This is a genomic window from Azospira oryzae, from assembly GCF_004217225.1.
GTDB classification, from domain to species: domain Bacteria; phylum Pseudomonadota; class Gammaproteobacteria; order Burkholderiales; family Rhodocyclaceae; genus Azospira; species Azospira oryzae.
The window spans coordinates 1,727,581-1,746,445 of sequence record NZ_SHKM01000001.1 but is presented as its reverse complement, the minus strand read 5'-3'; the positions used below and the strand labels follow the sequence as shown (position 1 = coordinate 1,746,445).

At 69.0% G+C, this 18,865-nt stretch carries 18 protein-coding genes; 10 read left to right on the top strand and 8 right to left on the bottom strand.

The window, feature by feature from the left end; translation table 11 throughout:
• Positions 1–61 precede the first annotated feature (61 nt).
• The 8 genes from EV678_RS07965 (at position 62) to EV678_RS07930 (ending at position 7,828) form a co-directional block, all read left to right on the top strand.
• Positions 62–1,372, top strand: a complete 1,311-nt coding sequence (locus EV678_RS07965; RefSeq protein ID WP_130459099.1) for a DUF3422 family protein — start codon at positions 62–64, stop codon at positions 1,370–1,372.
• A 43-nt stretch (positions 1,373–1,415) separates the two neighbouring features.
• Complete coding sequence (locus EV678_RS07960) at positions 1,416–2,354, top strand: phosphoribosylaminoimidazolesuccinocarboxamide synthase (protein WP_130459098.1); 939 nt, start codon at positions 1,416–1,418, stop codon at positions 2,352–2,354.
• A gap of 165 nt (positions 2,355–2,519) precedes the next feature.
• Entirely contained in the window at positions 2,520–3,290 is a 771-nt protein-coding gene (locus EV678_RS07955) for a DUF2189 domain-containing protein (RefSeq protein WP_130459097.1), read from the top strand.
• Positions 3,291–3,401: 111 nt separating this feature from the next.
• Entirely contained in the window at positions 3,402–5,483 is a 2,082-nt protein-coding gene (locus EV678_RS07950; protein WP_130459096.1) for a M3 family metallopeptidase, read from the top strand.
• 34 nt (positions 5,484–5,517) lie between these two features.
• On the top strand, positions 5,518–6,027 hold the full coding sequence (locus tag EV678_RS07945) for a glutaredoxin family protein (protein ID WP_130459095.1): 510 nt from the start codon (positions 5,518–5,520) through the stop codon (positions 6,025–6,027).
• 6 nt (positions 6,028–6,033) lie between these two features.
• Positions 6,034–6,807 carry an exodeoxyribonuclease III gene (gene xth / locus EV678_RS07940; RefSeq protein WP_130459094.1) on the top strand — a complete coding sequence of 258 codons (774 nt, stop codon included), beginning with the start codon at positions 6,034–6,036 and terminating at the stop codon, positions 6,805–6,807.
• Positions 6,808–6,832: 25 nt separating this feature from the next.
• Positions 6,833–7,501 carry a Crp/Fnr family transcriptional regulator gene (locus tag EV678_RS07935; protein WP_130459093.1) on the top strand — a complete coding sequence of 223 codons (669 nt, stop codon included), beginning with the start codon at positions 6,833–6,835 and terminating at the stop codon, positions 7,499–7,501.
• A gap of 135 nt (positions 7,502–7,636) precedes the next feature.
• Positions 7,637–7,828 (top strand): YgaP family membrane protein, encoded by a 192-nt coding sequence (locus EV678_RS07930; RefSeq protein WP_014235169.1) that lies wholly within the window; start codon positions 7,637–7,639, stop codon positions 7,826–7,828.
• A 146-nt stretch (positions 7,829–7,974) separates the two neighbouring features.
• On the opposite strand, the gene EV678_RS16060 is transcribed toward EV678_RS07930, so the two are convergent.
• The 4 genes from EV678_RS16060 to EV678_RS07915 form a co-directional block, all read right to left on the bottom strand.
• On the bottom strand, positions 7,975–8,982 hold the full coding sequence (locus tag EV678_RS16060) for a hypothetical protein (RefSeq protein WP_165397469.1): 1,008 nt from the start codon (positions 8,980–8,982) through the stop codon (positions 7,975–7,977).
• Between the two features lie 38 nt (positions 8,983–9,020).
• Positions 9,021–10,649 (bottom strand): NAD(P)/FAD-dependent oxidoreductase, encoded by a 1,629-nt coding sequence (locus tag EV678_RS07925; protein ID WP_130459092.1) that lies wholly within the window; start codon positions 10,647–10,649, stop codon positions 9,021–9,023.
• Positions 10,650–10,835: 186 nt separating this feature from the next.
• On the bottom strand, positions 10,836–11,612 hold the full coding sequence (rsmA, locus tag EV678_RS07920) for a 16S rRNA (adenine(1518)-N(6)/adenine(1519)-N(6))-dimethyltransferase RsmA (RefSeq protein ID WP_014235166.1): 777 nt from the start codon (positions 11,610–11,612) through the stop codon (positions 10,836–10,838).
• 102 nt (positions 11,613–11,714) lie between these two features.
• On the bottom strand, positions 11,715–12,125 hold the full coding sequence (locus tag EV678_RS07915) for an HIT family protein (protein WP_014235165.1): 411 nt from the start codon (positions 12,123–12,125) through the stop codon (positions 11,715–11,717).
• Positions 12,126–12,210: 85 nt separating this feature from the next.
• On the opposite strand from EV678_RS07915, the gene EV678_RS07910 reads away from it, so the two are divergent.
• Positions 12,211–13,422 carry a CaiB/BaiF CoA transferase family protein gene (locus tag EV678_RS07910; protein WP_130459091.1) on the top strand — a complete coding sequence of 404 codons (1,212 nt, stop codon included), beginning with the start codon at positions 12,211–12,213 and terminating at the stop codon, positions 13,420–13,422.
• An 86-nt stretch (positions 13,423–13,508) separates the two neighbouring features.
• Here EV678_RS07910 and EV678_RS07905 read toward each other — a convergent pair whose 3' ends face one another.
• A complete protein-coding gene (locus tag EV678_RS07905; RefSeq protein WP_130459090.1) occupies positions 13,509–14,084 on the bottom strand; it encodes an energy transducer TonB in 576 nt (191 codons plus the stop codon).
• A gap of 115 nt (positions 14,085–14,199) precedes the next feature.
• On the opposite strand from EV678_RS07905, the gene EV678_RS07900 reads away from it, so the two are divergent.
• On the top strand, positions 14,200–15,249 hold the full coding sequence (locus EV678_RS07900; RefSeq protein WP_165397468.1) for an ankyrin repeat domain-containing protein: 1,050 nt from the start codon (positions 14,200–14,202) through the stop codon (positions 15,247–15,249).
• A 268-nt stretch (positions 15,250–15,517) separates the two neighbouring features.
• Here the strand turns inward: EV678_RS07900 and fliD are convergent, their stop codons facing one another.
• From fliD to EV678_RS07885, 3 genes are all read right to left on the bottom strand, one after another.
• Positions 15,518–16,957, bottom strand: a complete 1,440-nt coding sequence (gene fliD / locus EV678_RS07895) for a flagellar filament capping protein FliD (protein ID WP_130459088.1) — start codon at positions 16,955–16,957, stop codon at positions 15,518–15,520.
• Positions 16,958–17,050: 93 nt separating this feature from the next.
• Positions 17,051–17,953 carry a M48 family metallopeptidase gene (locus EV678_RS07890; protein WP_235832418.1) on the bottom strand — a complete coding sequence of 301 codons (903 nt, stop codon included), beginning with the start codon at positions 17,951–17,953 and terminating at the stop codon, positions 17,051–17,053.
• Between the two features lie 9 nt (positions 17,954–17,962).
• Positions 17,963–18,793, bottom strand: coding sequence for an SIR2 family NAD-dependent protein deacylase (locus tag EV678_RS07885; protein ID WP_014235159.1), 831 nt, complete (start codon positions 18,791–18,793; stop codon positions 17,963–17,965).
• Between the last annotated feature and the right edge of the window lie 72 nt (positions 18,794–18,865).

Below are 18,865 nucleotides of genomic sequence, written 5' to 3'. Positions count from 1 at the left end.
GCCTTCCCAACCGCTGCCAGGCGCCGGATACTTCTCCGGCGCCCTTTTCTTTTTATCCGCCATGACCCTGCACCTCGCCGAACACCCGCTGCGCCAGCGCCTCAATGACGAGGTCCACGCCCGCCCGCCCATGGCCCTGGAAGGGCCGGAGTGGATCAGCTACCTGGCGGTGCTGCACGAAGGCACCGAGGCGGCGGCCGAAGAAGCCCATCTGCAGCGCCTCTGCGCCGCCCTGGGGGCCAATCTCTGCCCGGTGATCCAGGGCGACCACTGGGTCATGGACGCGGGCCGCCTGCGCCTCAAGTGGGAGCGGCACAACGAATTTTCCGGCTACACCTTCTTCCTCGCCCGGGAACCCGGCGACGCCCCCGACACCACCGCCATTTCCGCCCTGCCGGCAGACTGGCTGGCGGGCCTGCCCGGCTCGGTGATGGTGGCCACCCATGTGGAGTTCCGTTCCGCCGCTGACCTGGACCCGGAAGAACTACTGGCCGACCTGCACCGCTCCGGCGACTCCTGGGTCGCCACCACGGTGGCCGACGGTGCCGCCTGGGTCGCCTCCGATTTCCAGCTGCACGACGGCTGGAGCCGTTTCCTGGTGCTGGACGAGCGCCTGCGCCACCGCCAGGCCGGGCGCACGGTGCAGCGCCTGCTGGAGATCGAGACCTACCGCATGATGGCCCTGCTGGCCTTCCCGGTGGCCAAGGAGGTGAGCCGCCTGCTGGCCCGGGCCGAGGGCGAGGTGGCCGACCTCATGGACCGCATGGGCGAGGCCCGCGGCCCCGAGGACGAGCGCCTGCTGCTGGCCCGCCTGACCCGGCTGGCGGCGGAGATCGAACGCTCGGTGACCCGCACCGCCTTCCGCTTCGGCGCCGCCGAGGCCTACTACGCCCTGGTGCAGCAGCGGGTGCGGGAACTGCGGGAACACCGCCTCAACGGCTTTCCCCCCATTTCCGAATTCATGGACCGGCGCCTGGCCCCGGCCATCAACACCTGTCTTTCCGTGGCCCGGCGCCAGACCGACCTGTCCACCCGCATCGCGCGCAAGAGCGCCCTGCTGCGTACCCGGGTCGATATCGAACTGGAGCGCCAGAACCAGCAGCTGCTGGGGCAGATGAACCGCCGCGCCAAGCTGCAGCTGCGCCTGCAGGAAACGGTGGAAGGCCTCTCCGTGGTGGCCATCACCTACTACGCCTCTCAGCTGGTCAGCTACCTGGCCAAGGGCCTGTCCAAGACCGTGCTGCCCCACCTGTCGCCGGAAATCGCCTCCGCCGTCTCCATCCCCCTCATCGCCGCCGTCGTCGCCGTCAGCATCCGCCGCATGCGCCGCGCCCTGGCTGCCGAGGAGCTGGAGCAGGGCGAAGGCCACTGATCCTTTATAATCCGTTTTTTCCCCTCTTTTTCGGGACCCTGCCGTGACCGCTCCCCTTTTTGAATCCACCATCACCAGCCTGCCCCTCGTCGCCCGGGGCAAGGTGCGCGACATCTATTCCGTCGATGCCGACCACCTGCTGATCGTCACCACCGACCGGCTCTCCGCCTTCGACGTGATCCTGCCGGACCCCATCCCCGACAAGGGCAAGGTGCTGACCCAGGTGGCCAATTTCTGGTTCGAGAAGCTGGGCCACATCCTGCCCAGCCAGCTCTCCGGCATCGCCCCCGAATCCGTGGTCAAGCCCGAAGAGCGGTCCCAGGTGGAAGGCCGCGCCCTGGTGGTGAAGCGCTTGAAGCCCCTGCCCATCGAGGCCGTGGTGCGCGGCTACCTGATCGGTTCCGGCTGGAAGGACTACCAGGCCACCGGCGCCGTCTGCGGCATCCAGCTGCCCGCCGGCCTGCAGATGGCGGCCAAGCTGCCCGAGCCCATCTTCACCCCGGCCACCAAGGCCGACGTGGGCGACCACGACATCAACATCTCCTACGAGGAATCCAAGGTGCGCTGCGCCGAGCACCTGGCCGCCGACCTGGCGGGCACCGGCAAGACCGGCGCCCAGCTGGCCGAGGAAGCGAAGAACGCCGCCATCGCCCTGTACACCGAGGCCTCCGCCTATGCCCGCACCCGGGGCATCATCATTGCCGACACCAAGTTCGAGTTCGGCATCGACAAGGCCGGTACCCTGCACCTCATCGACGAGGCCCTGACCCCCGATTCCTCCCGCTTCTGGCCCGCCGACGGCTACGCCGAAGGCATCAGCCCCCCCAGCTTCGACAAGCAGTTCGTCCGCGACCACCTGGAAACCCTGACCTGGTGGGACAAGAAGGCTCCCGGTCCGCAGCTGCCGGCCGAGGTCATCGAAAAGACCGCCGCCAAGTATCGCGAAGCCTACGAGCGCCTTACCGGCCAGACCATGGCCTGATCGGGCCGGACTGCCGCGGGCCGCACCGCTTGTGCCGGTCGGCCTGGGCTTCCCCAAAAGGGGCGGGAGATTCTCCCGCCCCTTTTGTTTTTGCCGGCCGGAAACCCGGACGGGCAGTTGCGGTCCAACCCATGTCCCCGCTCCAACCCTGAGAAGGAGATCATCATGGACATCCTGCACTCCCCCGTTCATCACGACCTGCCCCGGGTGCGCCACGTGGCCTGGTTCCGTCCCTTCCACTGGCTGGCCGGCGGCCTGCGGGACCTCTCCCGCCGGCCCGCCCTGAGCCTCTCCCTGGGCGCCCTGTTCGCCATCGGCGGCCTGTGCATCTTCGCCCTGGCCCAGGGCCGGCCCGAACTGCTGCTGGCGGCCGTCTCCGGCTTCCTCTTGGTAGGGCCTCTGCTGGCCGTGGGCTTCTACGAGATCAGCCGCCGCATCGCCGGCGGCGACCGGCTCGATGCCGCCGCCGTGGCCCATTCCCTGGCCGCCCGCTGGCGCCCCCTGGCCCTCTACGGCCTCTTCCTGGCCGCCATCTACTTCATCTGGGCCCAGCTGACCACGGCCCTGGTGGCCTATCTGCTGGGCAGCGAGTGGATCTGGGGCTTCGAGGAACTGGCCCGGGAAATCTTCCTCTCCGGCCGCCACCCCAACCTGGCCGCCATCTGGACCCTCAGCGGCGCCACCCTGGCCGCGGTGACCTTCCTGCTCTCGGTGGTGACGGCGCCCCTGCTGCTGGACCGGGAGGTGGAGGTGCACCACGCCATGGCCACCAGCATCAACGTGGTGGCGACCAATCTGCCGGCCATGCTGCTGTGGTCCTTCCTCATCGTCAGCCTGACCCTGTTCGGCTTCGTCACCCTGATGGCCGGCCTGGTGCTGATCATGCCCCTGCTGGGCCACGCCACCTGGCATGCCTACGCGGACCTTGTAGAATAGGCGCCAGACCCCATCTGCAAGAACAGACGTCCAGTTTCAGCGCCAGCCCACGGGCGGCCCAGGCCGCCCGTTTTTGTTGCCCCTACCGATAACATCTCCAGAGAACAGCCCATGAGCGCCAATCCCCTTCTTGCCACCGTCGGCCAGCCCCGTGCCGTGCTGCCGCCCTTCGACCGCATCGAGCCGGCCCACGTGCGGCCCGCCATCGAGCAGCTGCTGGCCGACAGCCGGGCCCTGGTGGCGCGCCTCACCGCCGCCGCCGTGCCGGCCACCTGGGACGATTTCGCGGCGCCCCTCAACGACGGCATCGAGCACCTCTCCTGGGCCTGGGGCATCGTCGGCCACCTGCACGGCGTCAATGACGTGCCCGAATGGCGCGAGGCCTACAACGACCTGCTGCCGGAGGTGACCCGCTTCTTCAGCGAACTGGGCCAGAACCTGGCCCTCTTCGAGAAGTACAAGGCCCTGGCCGCCTCCCCCGAATTCGCCGGCCTTTCCCCGGCCCGCAAGAGAATCCTGCACAACGAGATCCGCGACTTCCGCCTTTCCGGTGCCGAACTGCCGGAAGCGCAGAAGCCCCGCTTCCAGGCCATCCAGGAAGAACTGGCCAGCCTCTCCGCCAAGTTCTCGGAAAACCTGCTGGACGCCACCAACGCCTTCGCCGAAATTGTGACCGACGAGGCCGAACTGGCGGGCCTGCCGGAAGACGTGCAGGCTGCCGCCCGGGCCGCCGCCGAGAGGGATGGAAAGAGCGGAGAGGGCAAGGCCGGCTGGAAATTCACCCTGCACGCCCCCTCCTACATGCCGGTGATGCAGTACGCCGAGAGCCGCCGCCTGCGCCAGGCCCTGTACCGGGCCTACGCCACCCGAGCCGCCGAGTTCACCGACGGCAGCAGCAAGGCCGAGTGGGACAACACCCCCCTGATCCGTCGCATCCTGGAACTGCGGGCCGAAGAGGCGAAGATGCTGGGCTTCGACACCTTCGCCCAGGTTTCCCTGGTGCCCAAGATGGCCGACAGTCCGGAACAGGTGCTGGCCTTCCTCAACGACCTGGCGGTGAAGGCCAAGCCCTTCGCCGAGAAGGACCTGGCCGAACTGAAGGCCTTCGCCAAGAGCGAACTGGGCATGGACGACCTGGAACCCTGGGACATCGGCTGGGCCTCGGAAAAGCTCAAACAGGCCCGCTACTCCTTCTCCGACGAGGAGGTGAAGCAGTACTTCCCCGAACCCAAGGTGCTGGGCGGCCTGTTCAAGGTCATCGAGTCCCTCTTCAACGTCAAACTGAAGCCCGACGCGGCCCCCGTGTGGCATCCGGACGTGCGTTTCTTCCGCATCGAGACCGCCGCCGGCGAGCTGGTGGGCCAGTTCTACCTGGACCTCTACGCCCGGGAAACCAAGCGGGGCGGCGCCTGGATGGACGAAGCCATCACCCGCCGCGCCACCGCTGCCGGCATCCAGACCCCGGTGGCCTACCTCAACTGCAATTTCCCCGCTCCGGTGGGCAACAAACCGGCCACCTTCAGCCACGACGACGTCATCACCCTGTTCCACGAGACCGGCCACGGCCTGCACCACCTGCTGACCCGGGTGGAGGAGCTGGGCGTTTCCGGCATCCACGGCGTCGAGTGGGATGCGGTGGAACTGCCCTCCCAGTTCATGGAGAACTACTGCTGGGAGTGGGAAGTGCTGCAGGGCATGACCGGCCACGTGGATTCCGGCGAGCCGTTGCCTCGGGCCCTCTACGACAAGATGCTGGCGGCCAAGAACTTCCACAGCGGCCTCATGACCGTGCGCCAGCTGGAATTCTCCCTCTTCGACCTGTGCATCCACCACGGCTTCGACCCCAAGGGCGAGCAGACCGTGCTGGACGTGCTGAACGAGGTGCGCCGGGAAGTGGCGGTGCTGATTCCCCCCGCCTGGCACCGCTTCCCCAACAGCTTCGGCCACATCTTCGCCGGCGGCTACGCGGCGGGCTACTTCAGCTACAAGTGGGCCGAGGTGCTGTCGGCCGATGCCTACGCCGCCTTCGAGGAGGCCGGCAATCCCTTCGACGGGGCCACCGGCAAGCGCTTCCTGGACGAGATTTTGTCCGTCGGCGGTTCCCGCCCGGCGATCGACTCCTTCAAGGCCTTCCGCGGCCGGGAACCCAGCGTGGATGCCCTGTTGCGGCACAATGGTATGATCCCCGCGTAATCCGGCCCAACACCGCTGTCGGGAGATTTTTGCCATGAAACTGCTGCTGTCCCTGCTCGTCGGCTGCCTGGCCTGGGGTGCCGCCCAGGCCCAGACCACCTACCGCTGGATCGACCCCCAGACCGGCCAGACGGTCTTTTCCGACAAGCCGCCCCCCGCCGGGGTCAAGCAGGTGAGCAAGAAGCAGCTGGGCGCTGCCGCCGAAGGGGAAGAGAGCAGCCTGCCCTACGCCACCCGCCGCGCCGTGGAGAATTTCCCGGTGGTGCTGTACACCAGCAGCGACTGCGTCGAGACCTGCCGCCTGGGGCGGGACCTGCTCAACGCCCGGGGCGTTCCCTTCCGCGAGAAGATGATCGCCACCCCGGAGGATTACGAAGAACTCAAGCGCGTGGCCGGCAGCGAGCCGGTCGTGCCCATTCTCATGGTCGGCAAGCAGACCACCCGGGGCGTGGACAGCGCCGCCTGGAACAATCTGCTGGACCTGGCCGGCTACCCCAAGACGGCCCCCTACGGTTTCAAGCCCCGGGGCGCCCTGGAGAAATAGTTGTCGATGAAGTTTGCCACCTGGAACGTCAATTCCCTCAAGGTCCGCCTGCCCCATCTGCTGGAGTGGCTGGCCAAGGAGGCCCCCGATGTGGTCTGCCTGCAGGAAACCAAGCTGGAGGACCACAACTTTCCCCAGGCCGAGATCGAGGCCGCCGGCTACCAGGTCGCCTTTTCCGGCCAGAAGACCTACAACGGCGTCGCCCTGCTCTCGCGCCAGCCCCTGGCCGAGGTGCAGCGGGGCAATCCCCATTACGACGATCCCCAGAAGCGCCTCATCGCCGCCACGGTGGCCGGCGTGCGGGTGATCTGCGCCTATTTCCCCAACGGCCAGGAAGTCGGCAGCGACAAGTACGCCTACAAGCTGGAATGGCTGGCAGCCCTGGAAAAGTGGCTGGCCGAGGAACTGGCCGCCCATCCCCGACTGGTGCTGGCCGGCGACTTCAATATCGCCCCGGCCGATGCGGACGTGCACGACCCCCAGGCCTGGGCAGGCAAGATCCTCTGTTCCGAGCCGGAGCGGGCCGCCTGGCAGCGCCTGCTGGGCCTGGGCCTGAGCGACAGCTTCCGCCTCTTCGAGCAGCCGTCGGCCACCTTCTCCTGGTGGGATTACCGCATGGGCGGCTTCCGCCGCAACCTGGGCCTGCGCATCGACCACCTGCTGCTCTCCGCCCCCCTGGCGGCGGCTTGCAGCGCCGGGCGCATCGACAAGGAGCCCCGCACCTGGGAACGCCCGTCGGACCACGCCCCGGCCATCGCCGAAGTCGGCCCCGTCGCCTGATTCCCCAACAGGACCGCGCCCGACCATGGAACTGACCCCCGCCGGCCTGCTGGCCCTCTATCCCTCCCTGGCGGCCCTGCCGGCAGACCAGCTGGCTGCCCTGTGCCGGCCCGAGGCCCTGCTGCGGCTGCCCGCCGGCACCCAGCTGTTCGCCGAGCGCCAGCCCTGCCAGGGCTTCCCCCTGCTGCTGGAAGGCAGCATCAAGGTGGTGAAGACCGCCGCCAGCGGCCGGGAAATGCTGCTCTACCGGGTGGAGCCGGGGGAATCCTGCATCATCACCTCCAGCTGTCTCCTGGGTCATGCGCCCTATACCGCCCGGGGCGAGGCGGAAACGCCCATCACCCTGCTGATCCTGCCCAGCCCGGTGTTCGACCGGCTGGTGGCGGAGCAGGCCCGCTTCCGCGATTTCGTCTTCCACCTCTTTTCCGAGCGTCTGGCCGAACTGATGCAGCTGGTGGAGGAGGTGGCCTTCCACCGTCTCGACCAGCGCCTGGCCAAGCTGCTGCTGGCCAAGAACGGCGACACCCTGCACGCCACCCACCAGCAGCTGGCGGAAGAGCTGGGCAGCGTGCGGGAAATCGTCAGCCGGCTGCTGAAGGGCTTTGCCGCCCAGGGGCTGGTGGCCCTGGGGCGGGAACAGATCGGCATCCTGGACCGCAACGGCCTCAAGAGCCTAGCCGAGGCCGCCCGCTGAAGGCCGGCGGCCGCCTGGGCCGGCCGTGGCCTGGGCGCCTCCGGGCATCGCTCGTGGGTGTGTGACCCAGGTTACATACGCTTGCCCGGGACCCCGCTATGCTGGGAGGGTCAAAACTCACTGGAGGCAGCAAACATGAAAGCAAACGTTGGCGGTATCGACAAAATCCTGCGCATCGTCGTCGGCCTGGCCCTGATCGCCTGGGCCATCCTGGGCGGCCCGGTGTGGGCCTGGATCGGCGTGGTGCCCCTGGCCACCGGCTTCATGGGCTGGTGCCCGGCCTATACCCTGCTGGGCATCAAGACCTGCCCGATGAAGAAGGACTGAGGGAGCTTTTCCCGCGGGAATCACCGAGGCGGAAGTTTTCTGCGCCGGCTCTCTCCCGGGTTCTCTCCCGTTTTCCCCGACAGGGCGCCGCTGGCGCCCTGTTTGTTTTTGTGGCGGCAGAAAATGGGGAAGGCGGGAGCAGGCGCCTAGAGCAGGCGCAGGGCCGAGTCGAAATCCAGATGGGGCAGCGCCACCTCGGCCCGGGGGATGGCGGCAGGGAAGGTGAGGCGCAGGGGGCGGCCGGGGCGGGCGATTTCCGTCAGGGCCACGGGGGCGGCATTGGCCGCCTGGGGTGCCGTCATCAGGTTCATGGGGTCGAGCCAGAGCACCGTGGGGCGGATGGGCAGGCTCTCCTCGGCCGCCGCCAGGTGGGCCTGCAGCTGTTCCAGGGTGGCTTCCAGCCAGCCGCTGCCGCTATGGGCGGCGGCCAGGGCGGCTTCGTTGTCGGCCAGCTGTTGGCGCAGCTGGGCCACGTCCTGGTGGTGGGCGCCTTCTGCTTCCAGGCCGTTGAGGCCGGCCCGGCTCTGGGCCATGAGTGCCAGGCGGTGCCGCAGCAGGCCGTGCTCCGCCTCCAGGGCCCGGCCCCGGGCCTGGCTGGCGGTGATTTCGGCCAGGGCGTCCAGCACCAGGGCTTCCAGCACCATCTCCTGGGTGCGCTGCTGCAGGGCCTGGGGGCTGGCGGAAAAGCCCACCAGGCGGAAGTCCCCGAAGCTGATGCTGTGCCGCTCCACGTCCCGGCGCAGCAGGTCCCCTTCCAGGGCGGTGCCCAGGGTGGTGTGCTGTTGCGGCGTGGCAGCGACGATGCAGTAGATGGTGTCGCCGCAGCCGTCGCCGCCGCTGTCGACGAATTCCCGCAGGTCCGGGCTGGCATTCACGGTGGCGGTGATGTCCTCGGGGCGGGCGAAGAGGGCCCGCAGCACCGGGCTGGCGGCCCAGCGGGAGGCTTGCAGGGGAAGGCAGTCGGCCTGGCGGGCGGCGATGCTGCGGGCGTAGTCGAGGGCGTGGGCGACGGCCGGGGCAAGGCGCTCCCGGGCGCCGTGCATGGCCTGCAGGCGCGGATCGACGCCGGCCATGACCTGGTGGATGGCCTGCTGCAGGCCGTCGTCCGCCAGGTCGCTGTGGCGGGGGCCGAGCAGCCAGTCGAAAAAGCCCATGGCGTGCGCGTGAGCGGGATGCCGGCGGGCGCGGCCGCTCAGGCGGCGGGCCGGCCCACCATGTCCAGGGCCACGGCTTCGGCCACCTTGATGCCGTCCACCCCGGCGGAGAGGATGCCTCCGGCGTAGCCGGCGCCTTCGCCGGCCGGGTACAGGCCCCGGGTGTTGAGGCTCTGCAGGTCGTCGCCGCGCTTGATGCGGATGGGGGAGGAGGTACGGGTCTCGACCCCGGTCATGACCGCGTCGGCCATGGCAAAGCCGCGGATCTGCCTGTCGAAGGCCGGCAGGGCCTCGCGCAGGGCCTGCACCACGTAGGAGGGCAGGCACTGGGAGAGATCGGTCCAGTGCACTCCCGGCGTGTAGGAGGGCTCGACTCCGCCCGGGGCGGTGGAGGGGCGCCCGGCGAGGAAGTCGCCGACCCGCTGGGCGGGGGCGGCGTAGGTGCCGCCGCCGGCTTCGAAGGCCTTCGATTCCCAGTGGCGCTGGAAGTCGATGCCGGCCAGGGAATGGCCCGGGTAGTCCGTCTCCGGCGCGATGCCGACGACGATGCCGCTATTGGCGTTGCGCTCGTTGCGCGAATACTGGCTCATGCCGTTGGTCACCACCCGGCCCGGCTCCGAGGTGGCGGCCACCACGGTGCCGCCGGGGCACATGCAGAAGCTGTAGGCGGAGCGGCCGTTGCTGCAGTGGTGCACCAGCTTGTAGTCGGCGGCGCCGAGCAGGGGGTGGCCGGCGAAGGGGCCGAAGCGGGCCTTGTCGATGAGGGCCTGGGGATGCTCGATGCGCACGCCGATGGAGAAGGGCTTGGCCTCGATGTAGACGCCCTTGGCGTAGAGCATGTGGAAGGTGTCCCGGGCGCTGTGGCCCACGGCCAGCACCACATGGTCGCTGGGGATGCGCTCGCCGTCGGCCAGCACCACGCCGCGCACCTGGCCGTTGCCGGCGGCGTCCCGCTCGATCTCGATTTCCTCGACCCGGCAGCCGAAACGCACTTCGCCGCCCAGTTCGATGATGTTGGCCCGCATCTTCTCCACCATGCCCACCAGGCGGAAGGTGCCGATGTGGGGCTTGCTGATGTAGAGGATTTCCTCCGGCGCCCCGGCCTTGACGAACTCTTCCAGCACCTTGCGCCCGTGGTGCTGGGGGTCCTTGATCTGGCTGTAGAGCTTGCCGTCGGAGAAGGTGCCGGCGCCGCCCTCGCCGAACTGCACGTTGGAATCTGGGTTCAGCTCGCCCTTGCGCCACAGGCCCCAGGTGTCCTTGGTGCGTTCCCGCACCGCCTTGCCCCGCTCCAGGATGATGGGCTTGAAGCCCATCTGGGCCAGCAGCAGGCCGGCGAAGAGGCCGCAGGGGCCGGTGCCGATGACCACGGGCCGGGTCGCCAGCTGGGCCGGGGCCCGGGCGACGAAGCGGTAGGTGGTGTCGGGGGAGGGCATGACGTGCTTGTCGCCGGCCAGGCGCTTGAGCACGGCGGCCTCGTCGCGCACCTCGGCGTCGATGGCGTAGATGAAGACGATGGCGGACTTCTTGCGCGCATCGAAGCTGCGGCGATAGACCGAATAGCCCAGCAGGTCCCCGTCGGCGATGCCCAGGCGCTGGCAGACGGCGCTGCGCAGGTCCGCTTCGGGGTGGTCCAGGGGGAGCTTGATTTCGGTCAGTCGTAGCATGGGATGAATCCGTAACACCGGGGGGGGAGCCAAGGCCGCCATTTTACCCGCTTGGCCGGCGGCCCGCCGCGGCGGCAATGGCGTGGCGCCAGTAGTCGTCAGGGGGATGGGCTGGGAGGCAGAAAGGACGGGCCTGCCGGCGATGCCATGCCCGGCAGCCGCATCCCGCCTGCCTCTCCGAGGTGCCTAGTTTTCGGGCTTGACCAGGCTGTTGGCCAGGGCGATGTAGTCGGCCACCGGCACGTCTTCGGCCCGGGCCGTGGGCTTGATGCCGTGGGCTTCGAGCCAGGCTTCGCCGCCCAGTTCCTTGAGGGTGTTGCGCAGCATCTTGCGCCGCTGGGAGAAGGCGGCCTGCACCACCTTTTCCAGCAGGGCCGGGTCCTTCGCCGTGAGTTCCTCCTGGGGCCGGGGAATCAGGCGCACCACGGCCGAATCCACCTTGGGCGCCGGGTCGAAGGATTCGGGCGGCACATCCAGCAGCCAGTCCATGTAGAAGCGGTACTGCAGCATCACCGAGAGGCGGCTGTATTCGCTCTCGCCGGGCAGGGCCACCATGCGCTCCACCACTTCCTTCTGCAGCATGAAGTGCATGTCCCGCACCATGGGGGCGAAGCTGGCCAGGTGGAAGAGCAGGGGGGTGGAGATGTTGTAGGGCAGGTTGCCGACGATCTGCAGGTTGGGGCCCAGCTGGCCGAAGTCGAACTCCAGGGCATCGCCTTCGTGGATGGTCAGCTTGTCCTTGGGGTATTGCTTTTTCAGGCGGGCGATCAGGTCCCGGTCGATTTCCACCACATGCAGGTGGTCCACCCGGGCCATCAGGGGCACGGTGAGAGCGCCCAGGCCGGGGCCGATTTCCACCACCTGGCCGTCCCGGGGCGGATTCACGGCGCCCACGATGTCGGCGACGATTTGCGGGTCCTGCAAAAAGTTCTGGCCGAAGCGCTTGCGGGCGATGTGTTTCATGGGGACTCGATGATTAAAGGGTGGGGAGCTGGGGTCGGTGCCGCCGGACTGCCACGCCGGCGGGCGGGCGACAGGCGAAGGGGGCGTATTTTACCCGCAGCTTCAGTCCGTTACCTTTATTTTTGCCGCCAGGGTCTGCAACTGCTCCAGGCCCGGCTCCTTGCGCGGCCATACCAGGCCGACGCCGTCGCCGGCGTGGCGGGGCAGCACGTGCAGGTGCAGGTGGGGCACGGTCTGCCAGCCCTGGGGCCGGTTGGCCTGGAGGATGGTGATGCCTTCGGGGCCGAAGGCGTCCTGCACCGCCAGGGCGATCTTGCGGGCGGCGCGCATGAGGGCGGCGGCGGTTTCCTCGTCGGCGTCAAGCAGGGTCTCGAAGGGCTTCTTGCTCACCACCAGGACGTGGCCCGGATTGACCTGGCCTGCATCCATGAAGGCGAAGACGTGGCCGTCCTCGTACACCTTGGCGCAGGGCAGTTCGCCGTTGATGATGCGGCTGAAAACGGTCTGGTTCATGGCTTCTCCTCGTGGCTGTGGCGGGCAGTATAGGCCAGGGGGCGGAGCGGGCATAATGGCGCCTTCCCTTACAGGTTCCGCCCCCATGTCCCCAGCCGCCTCCTGTCCTCCCAAGCCCCTGGCCGGCCTCAAGGTCGTCGAGCTGGGCACCCTCATCGCCGGGCCCTTCGCCTCCCGCCTGCTGGCCGAGTTCGGCGCCGAGGTGGTGAAGATCGAGTCGCCGGACGGCGGCGATCCCCTGCGCAAGTGGCGCAAGCTGTACGAAGGCACCTCCCTGTGGTGGTTCGTCCAGTCCCGCAACAAGCAGTCGGTGACGGTGAACCTGAAGCATCTCCAGGGGCGGGACATCGTGCGCAAGCTGGTGGCGGAGGCGGACATCGTGGTGGAGAATTTCCGCCCCGGGGTCATGGAAAAACTGGGCCTCTCCTGGGAGGAACTATCCGCCCTCAACCCGGGCCTGGTCATGCTGCGCCTCTCCGGCTTCGGCCAGACCGGGCCCTACAAGGACCAGCCGGGCTTCGGCGCCGTCGGCGAGAGCATGGGCGGCCTGCGTTACATCACCGGCTTTGCCGACCGGCCGCCGGTACGCACCGGCATTTCCATCGGCGATTCCATCGCCGCCCTGTGGGGCGTCTTCGGCACCCTCATGGCCCTGCGCCACAAGGAGGTGCAAGGGGGCAAAGGGCAGGTGGTGGACGTGGCCCTGTACGAGGCCATTTTCGCCATGATGGAATCCCTGGTGCCCGAGTTCGACGTCTTCGGCTTCGTGCGGGAGCGCACCGGCAACATCATGCCCGGCATCACCCCCTCCAATACCCACAAGACCCGGGACGGCAAGTTCGTCACCATCGGCGCCAACGGCGATGCCATCTTCCAGCGCCTGATGCGGGCCCTGGGGCGGGAGGATCTGGCCACCGACCCGGGCCTGGCCGACAACGCCGGCCGGGATGGGCGCCGGGACGAGGTGTATGCCCTGATCGACGCCTGGGTGGCGGGCCTGGACGAGGCCGAGCTGCTGGCCAAGCTGGAAGCGGCGGAGGTGCCCGCCTCCCGGGTCTATTCGGTGGCCGACATGTTCGCCGACCCCCAGTTCCTGGCCCGGGAGATGATCCAGTCCGCCCGCCTGCCGGACGGCAAGGACTTCAAGGTGCCGGGCATCGTGCCCAAGCTTTCCGCCACCCCGGGCGGCACCGAATGGCTGGGGCCGGGGCTGGGGGAACATACCGAGGCGGTGCTGACCCGGCTCGGCTACGACGCCGAGGCCATCGCCGCCCTGCGCGAGGCCGGGGCAATCTGAGAGAATAGGGGCCTCGGCCTGCGGCCGTTGCCGCTGCCGCCAGGTGCTCCGGCGGCGGTTCCGGCCTGAGCCGGAGGGCGGCCGTTTCAGTCCAGCTTGAAGCGCACCGGCAGGATCGCCTCCCGGGGCGCCCCTTCCGGCAGGGCCTTGAGCTGGCGGGCGGCGCCGACGGCGGCCTGGTCCAGCAGGGGCTGGCCGCTGCTGCGCTCCACCCGGGCCGCCTGCACATTGCCGTTGGCGTCGAGGAACAGCAGCAGCAATACCTCGCCCTGCAGGCCCCGGGCAATGGCCTCGGGCGGATACAGGGGCTGCCGTGCCAGCTGGCTGAAGGCGCTGCGGGCGGCGTTTCCCGCCAGGACCGGGTAACCGTTGAAGCTGGCCGGCGGCTCCTTGAAACGGGCCGGCGCCGGTTTGGCCGGGGCCTTTTTCTCGGGCTTGGGCTTGGCGCTTGCAGGTTTCTCCGGTGGCGGCGGCGCTGCTTCTTCCCGGGGCGGTGGCGGCGGCGGTTCCTGGGCGGCAGGCGTCAGCGGCGGCGGCCGCAGGCGCGCCTGCAACGGCACGGCGGCCCGGGCCGGCGCCGCCGGAGGCGGCAGCAGCAGGAGCGCGGCGGCATGGAGCGCGAGAGAACAGAGAAGGGCGGCGTGAAACCGGTGGAACCGCATCGGCAGTCGCAGAAGGATCGCAAGGGGCCCGTTGCGGGCCGTGAGCAAAAGCGTCTTTAGACCACAAGCCGGGGGGGCGATGCAAGCGCCTTCGGCGGCACAACGGAAGCGAATGATGAAATTTTCCCCCACCCTGCCCACCTGCAGCCCCCTGGCGACGCCGGCCCGGCGCCTCCTCGCCACCCTGGCCCTCGGCCTGTGTTTTTGCACGGGCCCAACCCTGGCCCAGCAGGCGGCAGGCTTCCAGCCGCCCAGTCCGATCAGCTTCGGTCTCGCCCTGGAAATGGGCAACCTGGACCAGGCCCGGGAATGGCTGGATGCGGGCCTGCCGCCGGACTACCAGGCGGACCGGGTCGGCACCGGCCTGATGATCGGCGCCTGGGAGGGCAATGTGGCCCTGATGGAGCTGTTCCACGCCCGGGGCGCCGACCTCAACGCGGTGAACGACAAGGGCGAGCAGGCCCTGCTGCTGGCGGCCTGGAAGGGCCACCTGAAGGCGGTGCAGTGGCTGCTGGAGCACGGCGCCCAGGTGAACCGGGAGGGTTATGCCTGGTCCGCCCTGCACTACGCCGTCTTCGCCGGCCACGCCGAGGTGGCCGAATATCTGCTGAAGCGGGGTGCCGACGTCAATGCCCAGGCCCCCAACGGCTCCTCGGTGCTGATGATGGCCGCCTACGAAGGCAAGGACGCCCTGGCCGTGCGTCTCATGGAATGGGGCGCCGACCCCAGGCTGCGCAACGAGAACGGCCAGACCGCCCTGGATTGGGCCATGAAATACGACCACCTGAAGGTGGCCCGGGTCATCACCAATCCGGAAGAATTCATCGACGCCGCCAACCGGCCCAAGGCCGACTGGGGCGTGGCCCGCAAGTCGGAAAAGGTGCCGGCGGAAATCCAGCGCCTCTTGGAAGTGCGGCGGGCCATGGAGGCCAAGGGCTACGACCTGTCCCGCATCGACCAGCGCATCTCCGCAGCCCGGGCCCGCTACGCCCGCCTGCCCCCCGGCGCCCGGGACCTGCCGCCGGCCATCGGCCTGGAAATCTCCGCCAGCCGCGCCAATCCCCAGGTCCAGAAGGCCCGCCTGGTGGGCAAACCGGCGGCCCCTGCCGCCGCGAAGAAGCCGGCAGCAGCACGGGGCAAGGCCACCCCGGCGAAGAAGCGCTGACGCGCCGTCCCGCCATGGCAGCCCGCTAAGGGCCGTCCGGCGGACGTCTGCGGGGAGGGGCTGTTCCTGATTCTCGCCTGGCGGCGTTTCCGCTGCCGGCGCTTGTCGCCGCCGCCAGTTCGGCTGTCGACCACCGATGGCGCCTGGCGCCTGGATGATTCGATAGCGCTCCGTCCGCTTCACCCGTCCGTTGCCACGAAAGACAAAGGCCGCCCGCGGGCGGCCTTTGTCGTTGGGGCATAAGCCCGGAGCCAGCCCGCTCCCGGTCTCAACTGCTGAAGAGGGAGGTCACCGTGGCCGGATTACTCAGGCCGCCGATCAGCCCCAGGCCGCTCAGGTTGTTGCTGCTGCTGCCGAGCAGGCTGCTCAGCAGGGAGTCGGTGCTGCCGAGGGAGGCGGTCAGGCTGCCGAGGCCGCTGTACTGGCTGAGCCAGTTCTGCTGCTGGTTGAACATGGCGTTGAGCAGATTGCTCTGCAGGTTGGCCGTGCTGAGGCCGGCGGTGGTCAGGCTGGGAGCGGCGGACTTGAGCAGGTTGTCCACCGCCAGGGCGCCGTCTTCGCTGACCTGGGCCAGGATGCGATCGGCCACCCCTTCGCCCTTGTCGGTGGAAAAGAGGCTGGCCACCGCGTCAGCATTGCTGCTCAGGGCCGAGCGCAGCTTTTCCGTATCGACGCTGAGGCTGCCGTTTGCATTGCTGCTGATGCCGATGTCCGCGAGCTTCTGGATGTTGCCCGAGCCCGCGGCGGCTCCCGGCGTCAGGGCCTGGCTCAATGTGTTGCGCAGATAGGGGGCCGTCAGGTTGAAGCCGGCGTATTCCCGGGACAGGCTGTTGAGGCCGCTCTGCACGGCGTTGTAGGCCTTGACGAAGTCGGTCACCGCCGCCGCCTGGTCCGCATTGCCGCCGACCGTGAGATTGGTGGTGCCGGTGGCGTTGAGCTTGAGGGTCAGGCCTTCCACCGAGGTGGTGGCCGTGTTGGTGCCGGAGGTGAAGGCGCTGCCGTTCACCGAGCCCTTGGCGTCCTGGGCCTGCTGGGTCAGCAAAAGGCCGTTGCCGCCCGGCGGGCTGCTGAAAAAGTCGGAAAGGGTGCTGTCGCCGCTGGCGCTGACGGTGAAGGCATTGCCCGCCCCGCTTTCGCCGGAAAGCTGCAACTGGTAGCCGGTGGGGCCGCTGACCACGCTGGCGGAAACGCCGATGTCGGCCCGGTTGATGGCAGCTGCCAGCCCCTTGACGGTGTTGTCGCCACCATCGATATCCACCGAGGCGCTGCGCCCGTTGGCGAACTGGAAATTGACCGTGGTGTCGGCGCCGCTGCCGATGGCGGTGTATTGGGTGGCCTGGGCGGCAGAGGTGAGCACCTGCTGCTGGGCCAGCTGATCCACCCGCACCGTATAGGCCCCCTGGGCCGTGCCTTCCGCGGCGCTACCCCGGGCCACGGTGGGGGCGGAGGAGGCGACGGAAAGGGAGGAGAAGGCGCCGGGCTTGGTCAGTTTTTCGGCTGCCGTCTGCAGATTGCTGACGGCGCTCAAGGTCTGGCCCAGGCTGGAAACCGTGGTCCAGCTGCTGCCGCTGCCGATGCCGGATACGGAAGAACTCCCCTGGCTGCGGTTGGCAGCTGCGACAGCGCCGAGGGAGGACAGACCGCCCAGGCCGTATAGGCCATAGGGGTTGTAGTAGGCGTAGATGGAGGTGAGACCGCTGCTGTCCATGGCGTACTCCCGGTAAAAGGCAGGGGGACGCTTTCTTTATAGCACCGGCATGGGGCAATTTCCGTGAAATACGAGACATTTGCCGCCAAATGCCTACTTTTTCTCCGTGGCTTTACGGGCGTTCTCGTACAGGGGCATGACCTGGGGCAGGTGGCGGCGGATGTCGCCGATGCGGTCCTTGCCGGCGGGGTGGGTGGAGAACCAGGCCAGGTTGCCGCCGCCCCCGGAGGCCTGGCCCATCTTCTGCCACAGGCTGATGCCGGCCCGCGGGTCGTAGCCGGCCCGAGCCGCCAGATCCAGGCCCACCAGATCGGCCTCGCTCTCGTCGTCCCGAGAGAATTTCAGGCTCAGCATGTTGCCGCCGAACTGGAACAGGTCGGCGTACTGGCCCCGGCCGACGAACTGGCCGAGGAGGCTGGCGCCAAGCTGGGTCAGGCCGCTCTTGGCCGTCTGCTCCCGGGCGTGCTCGCGCAGGGCGTGGGCCATTTCGTGGCCCATGGCCACGGCGATCTCGTCGTCCGTCAGCTTCAGGCCTTCCACCAGACCGGTGAAAAAGGCGATCTTGCCGCCGGGCATGCAGAAGGCGTTGATGTCCCGGGAGCCGATCAGGTTCACTTCCCAGCGCCATTGTCCGGCCCGGGGGTTGAAGCGCTCGGCGAAGGGGATCAGGCGCCGGGCGATGGCCTGCAGGCGCCGCGCCTGGGGATGGTCCGCCGGCGCCAGGGCCCGCTGCCGGGCGGCCTGCTGCTTCAGCTGCTCGTATTCCTGGCCGGCCTGGCGCTCGATCTGCTCCGCCGGCACCAGGCGGCGCAGGGCCGAAGGCTTGCCCACGTCGATGCCTTCCTGGGCGGCCAGGGGCGCGGCGTTCAGGGCTGCGAGGAGGAGCAGGGCGAGGCAACGGTAGCGGCTGGGCATGGCGGCGACAGGGAGTAATGACGGCATGGAGTTGGGGGCGGCGGCGCCGGCTTCAAGCCCGGCGCGGCGATGGAGACGCATCAAATGTGGTCAATCGAGAAAGCCGGCGGCCCGCAGTTCCCGGGCCATGGCCTGGAGACCGACGTGGGCGCCCAGGGGCAGGCTGACGCCGCGGTCGGTGCACACCTCCGCTTCGCCGGGATTGATGCGGATCAGGGGGGCGCCGCGCATTTCGCCGAACCAGCGCACCGTGGGGATGGCGGTGCCGGCCCCCAGCTCGATCACCACCGGACGCTGCACCGTGGCCAGCCAGTTTTCCAGGCGCTGGCGCTGCACTTCGGTGCGGCCGGACTGCCAGTTCCAGTCGCCGAACATGAGCACGTTGGGCCGGGCCAGGGCGCCGCAGTCGGGGCAGCGGGGCAGGGGCGAGCGCAGGCGGCAGCGGGCCTCGTCCACCTCCGGCGCGAAATCCGCCGCCGGCCAGATGTGGCCCCGGCAGTCGTGGAAGCACTGCAGGTGGTGCAGGCTGCCGTGGCATTCGGCCACCTGCAGTTCGTCGAAGCCGGCCTTCTGGAACTGGCCGTCCACGTTGCTGGTGAAGACGAAGGCGCCCCGTTCCAGGCGCTCGGCCATGGCCCGCAGCAGGGCGAAGCCGGCGTGGGGCGTGGTGCGGCGGTAGAGGTTGAGGCGGTGGGCGTAGAAGCCCCAGGCCTGCTCCGGGTCCCGCACGAAGGCGTCGGGGCAGGCGATTTCCTCGAACATCAGGCGCTGCAGCCCCAGGGCCGGATAGGCCCGCCAGAAGCCTTCCGGGCCGCGGAAGTCCGGCAGGCCCGAATCTATGCCCATGCCGGCACCGGCCGTGATGAGCAGGCCGTCGGCTTCGAGCACGTACTGGGCGGCAGTGGTGATGGGGTCCTGCATGGGCGGACGTACGGGCGTGGCGGAACGTCCAGTGTAATGCCGGCGGCGGCCGCCGCACAGGGGCCGCCGCCG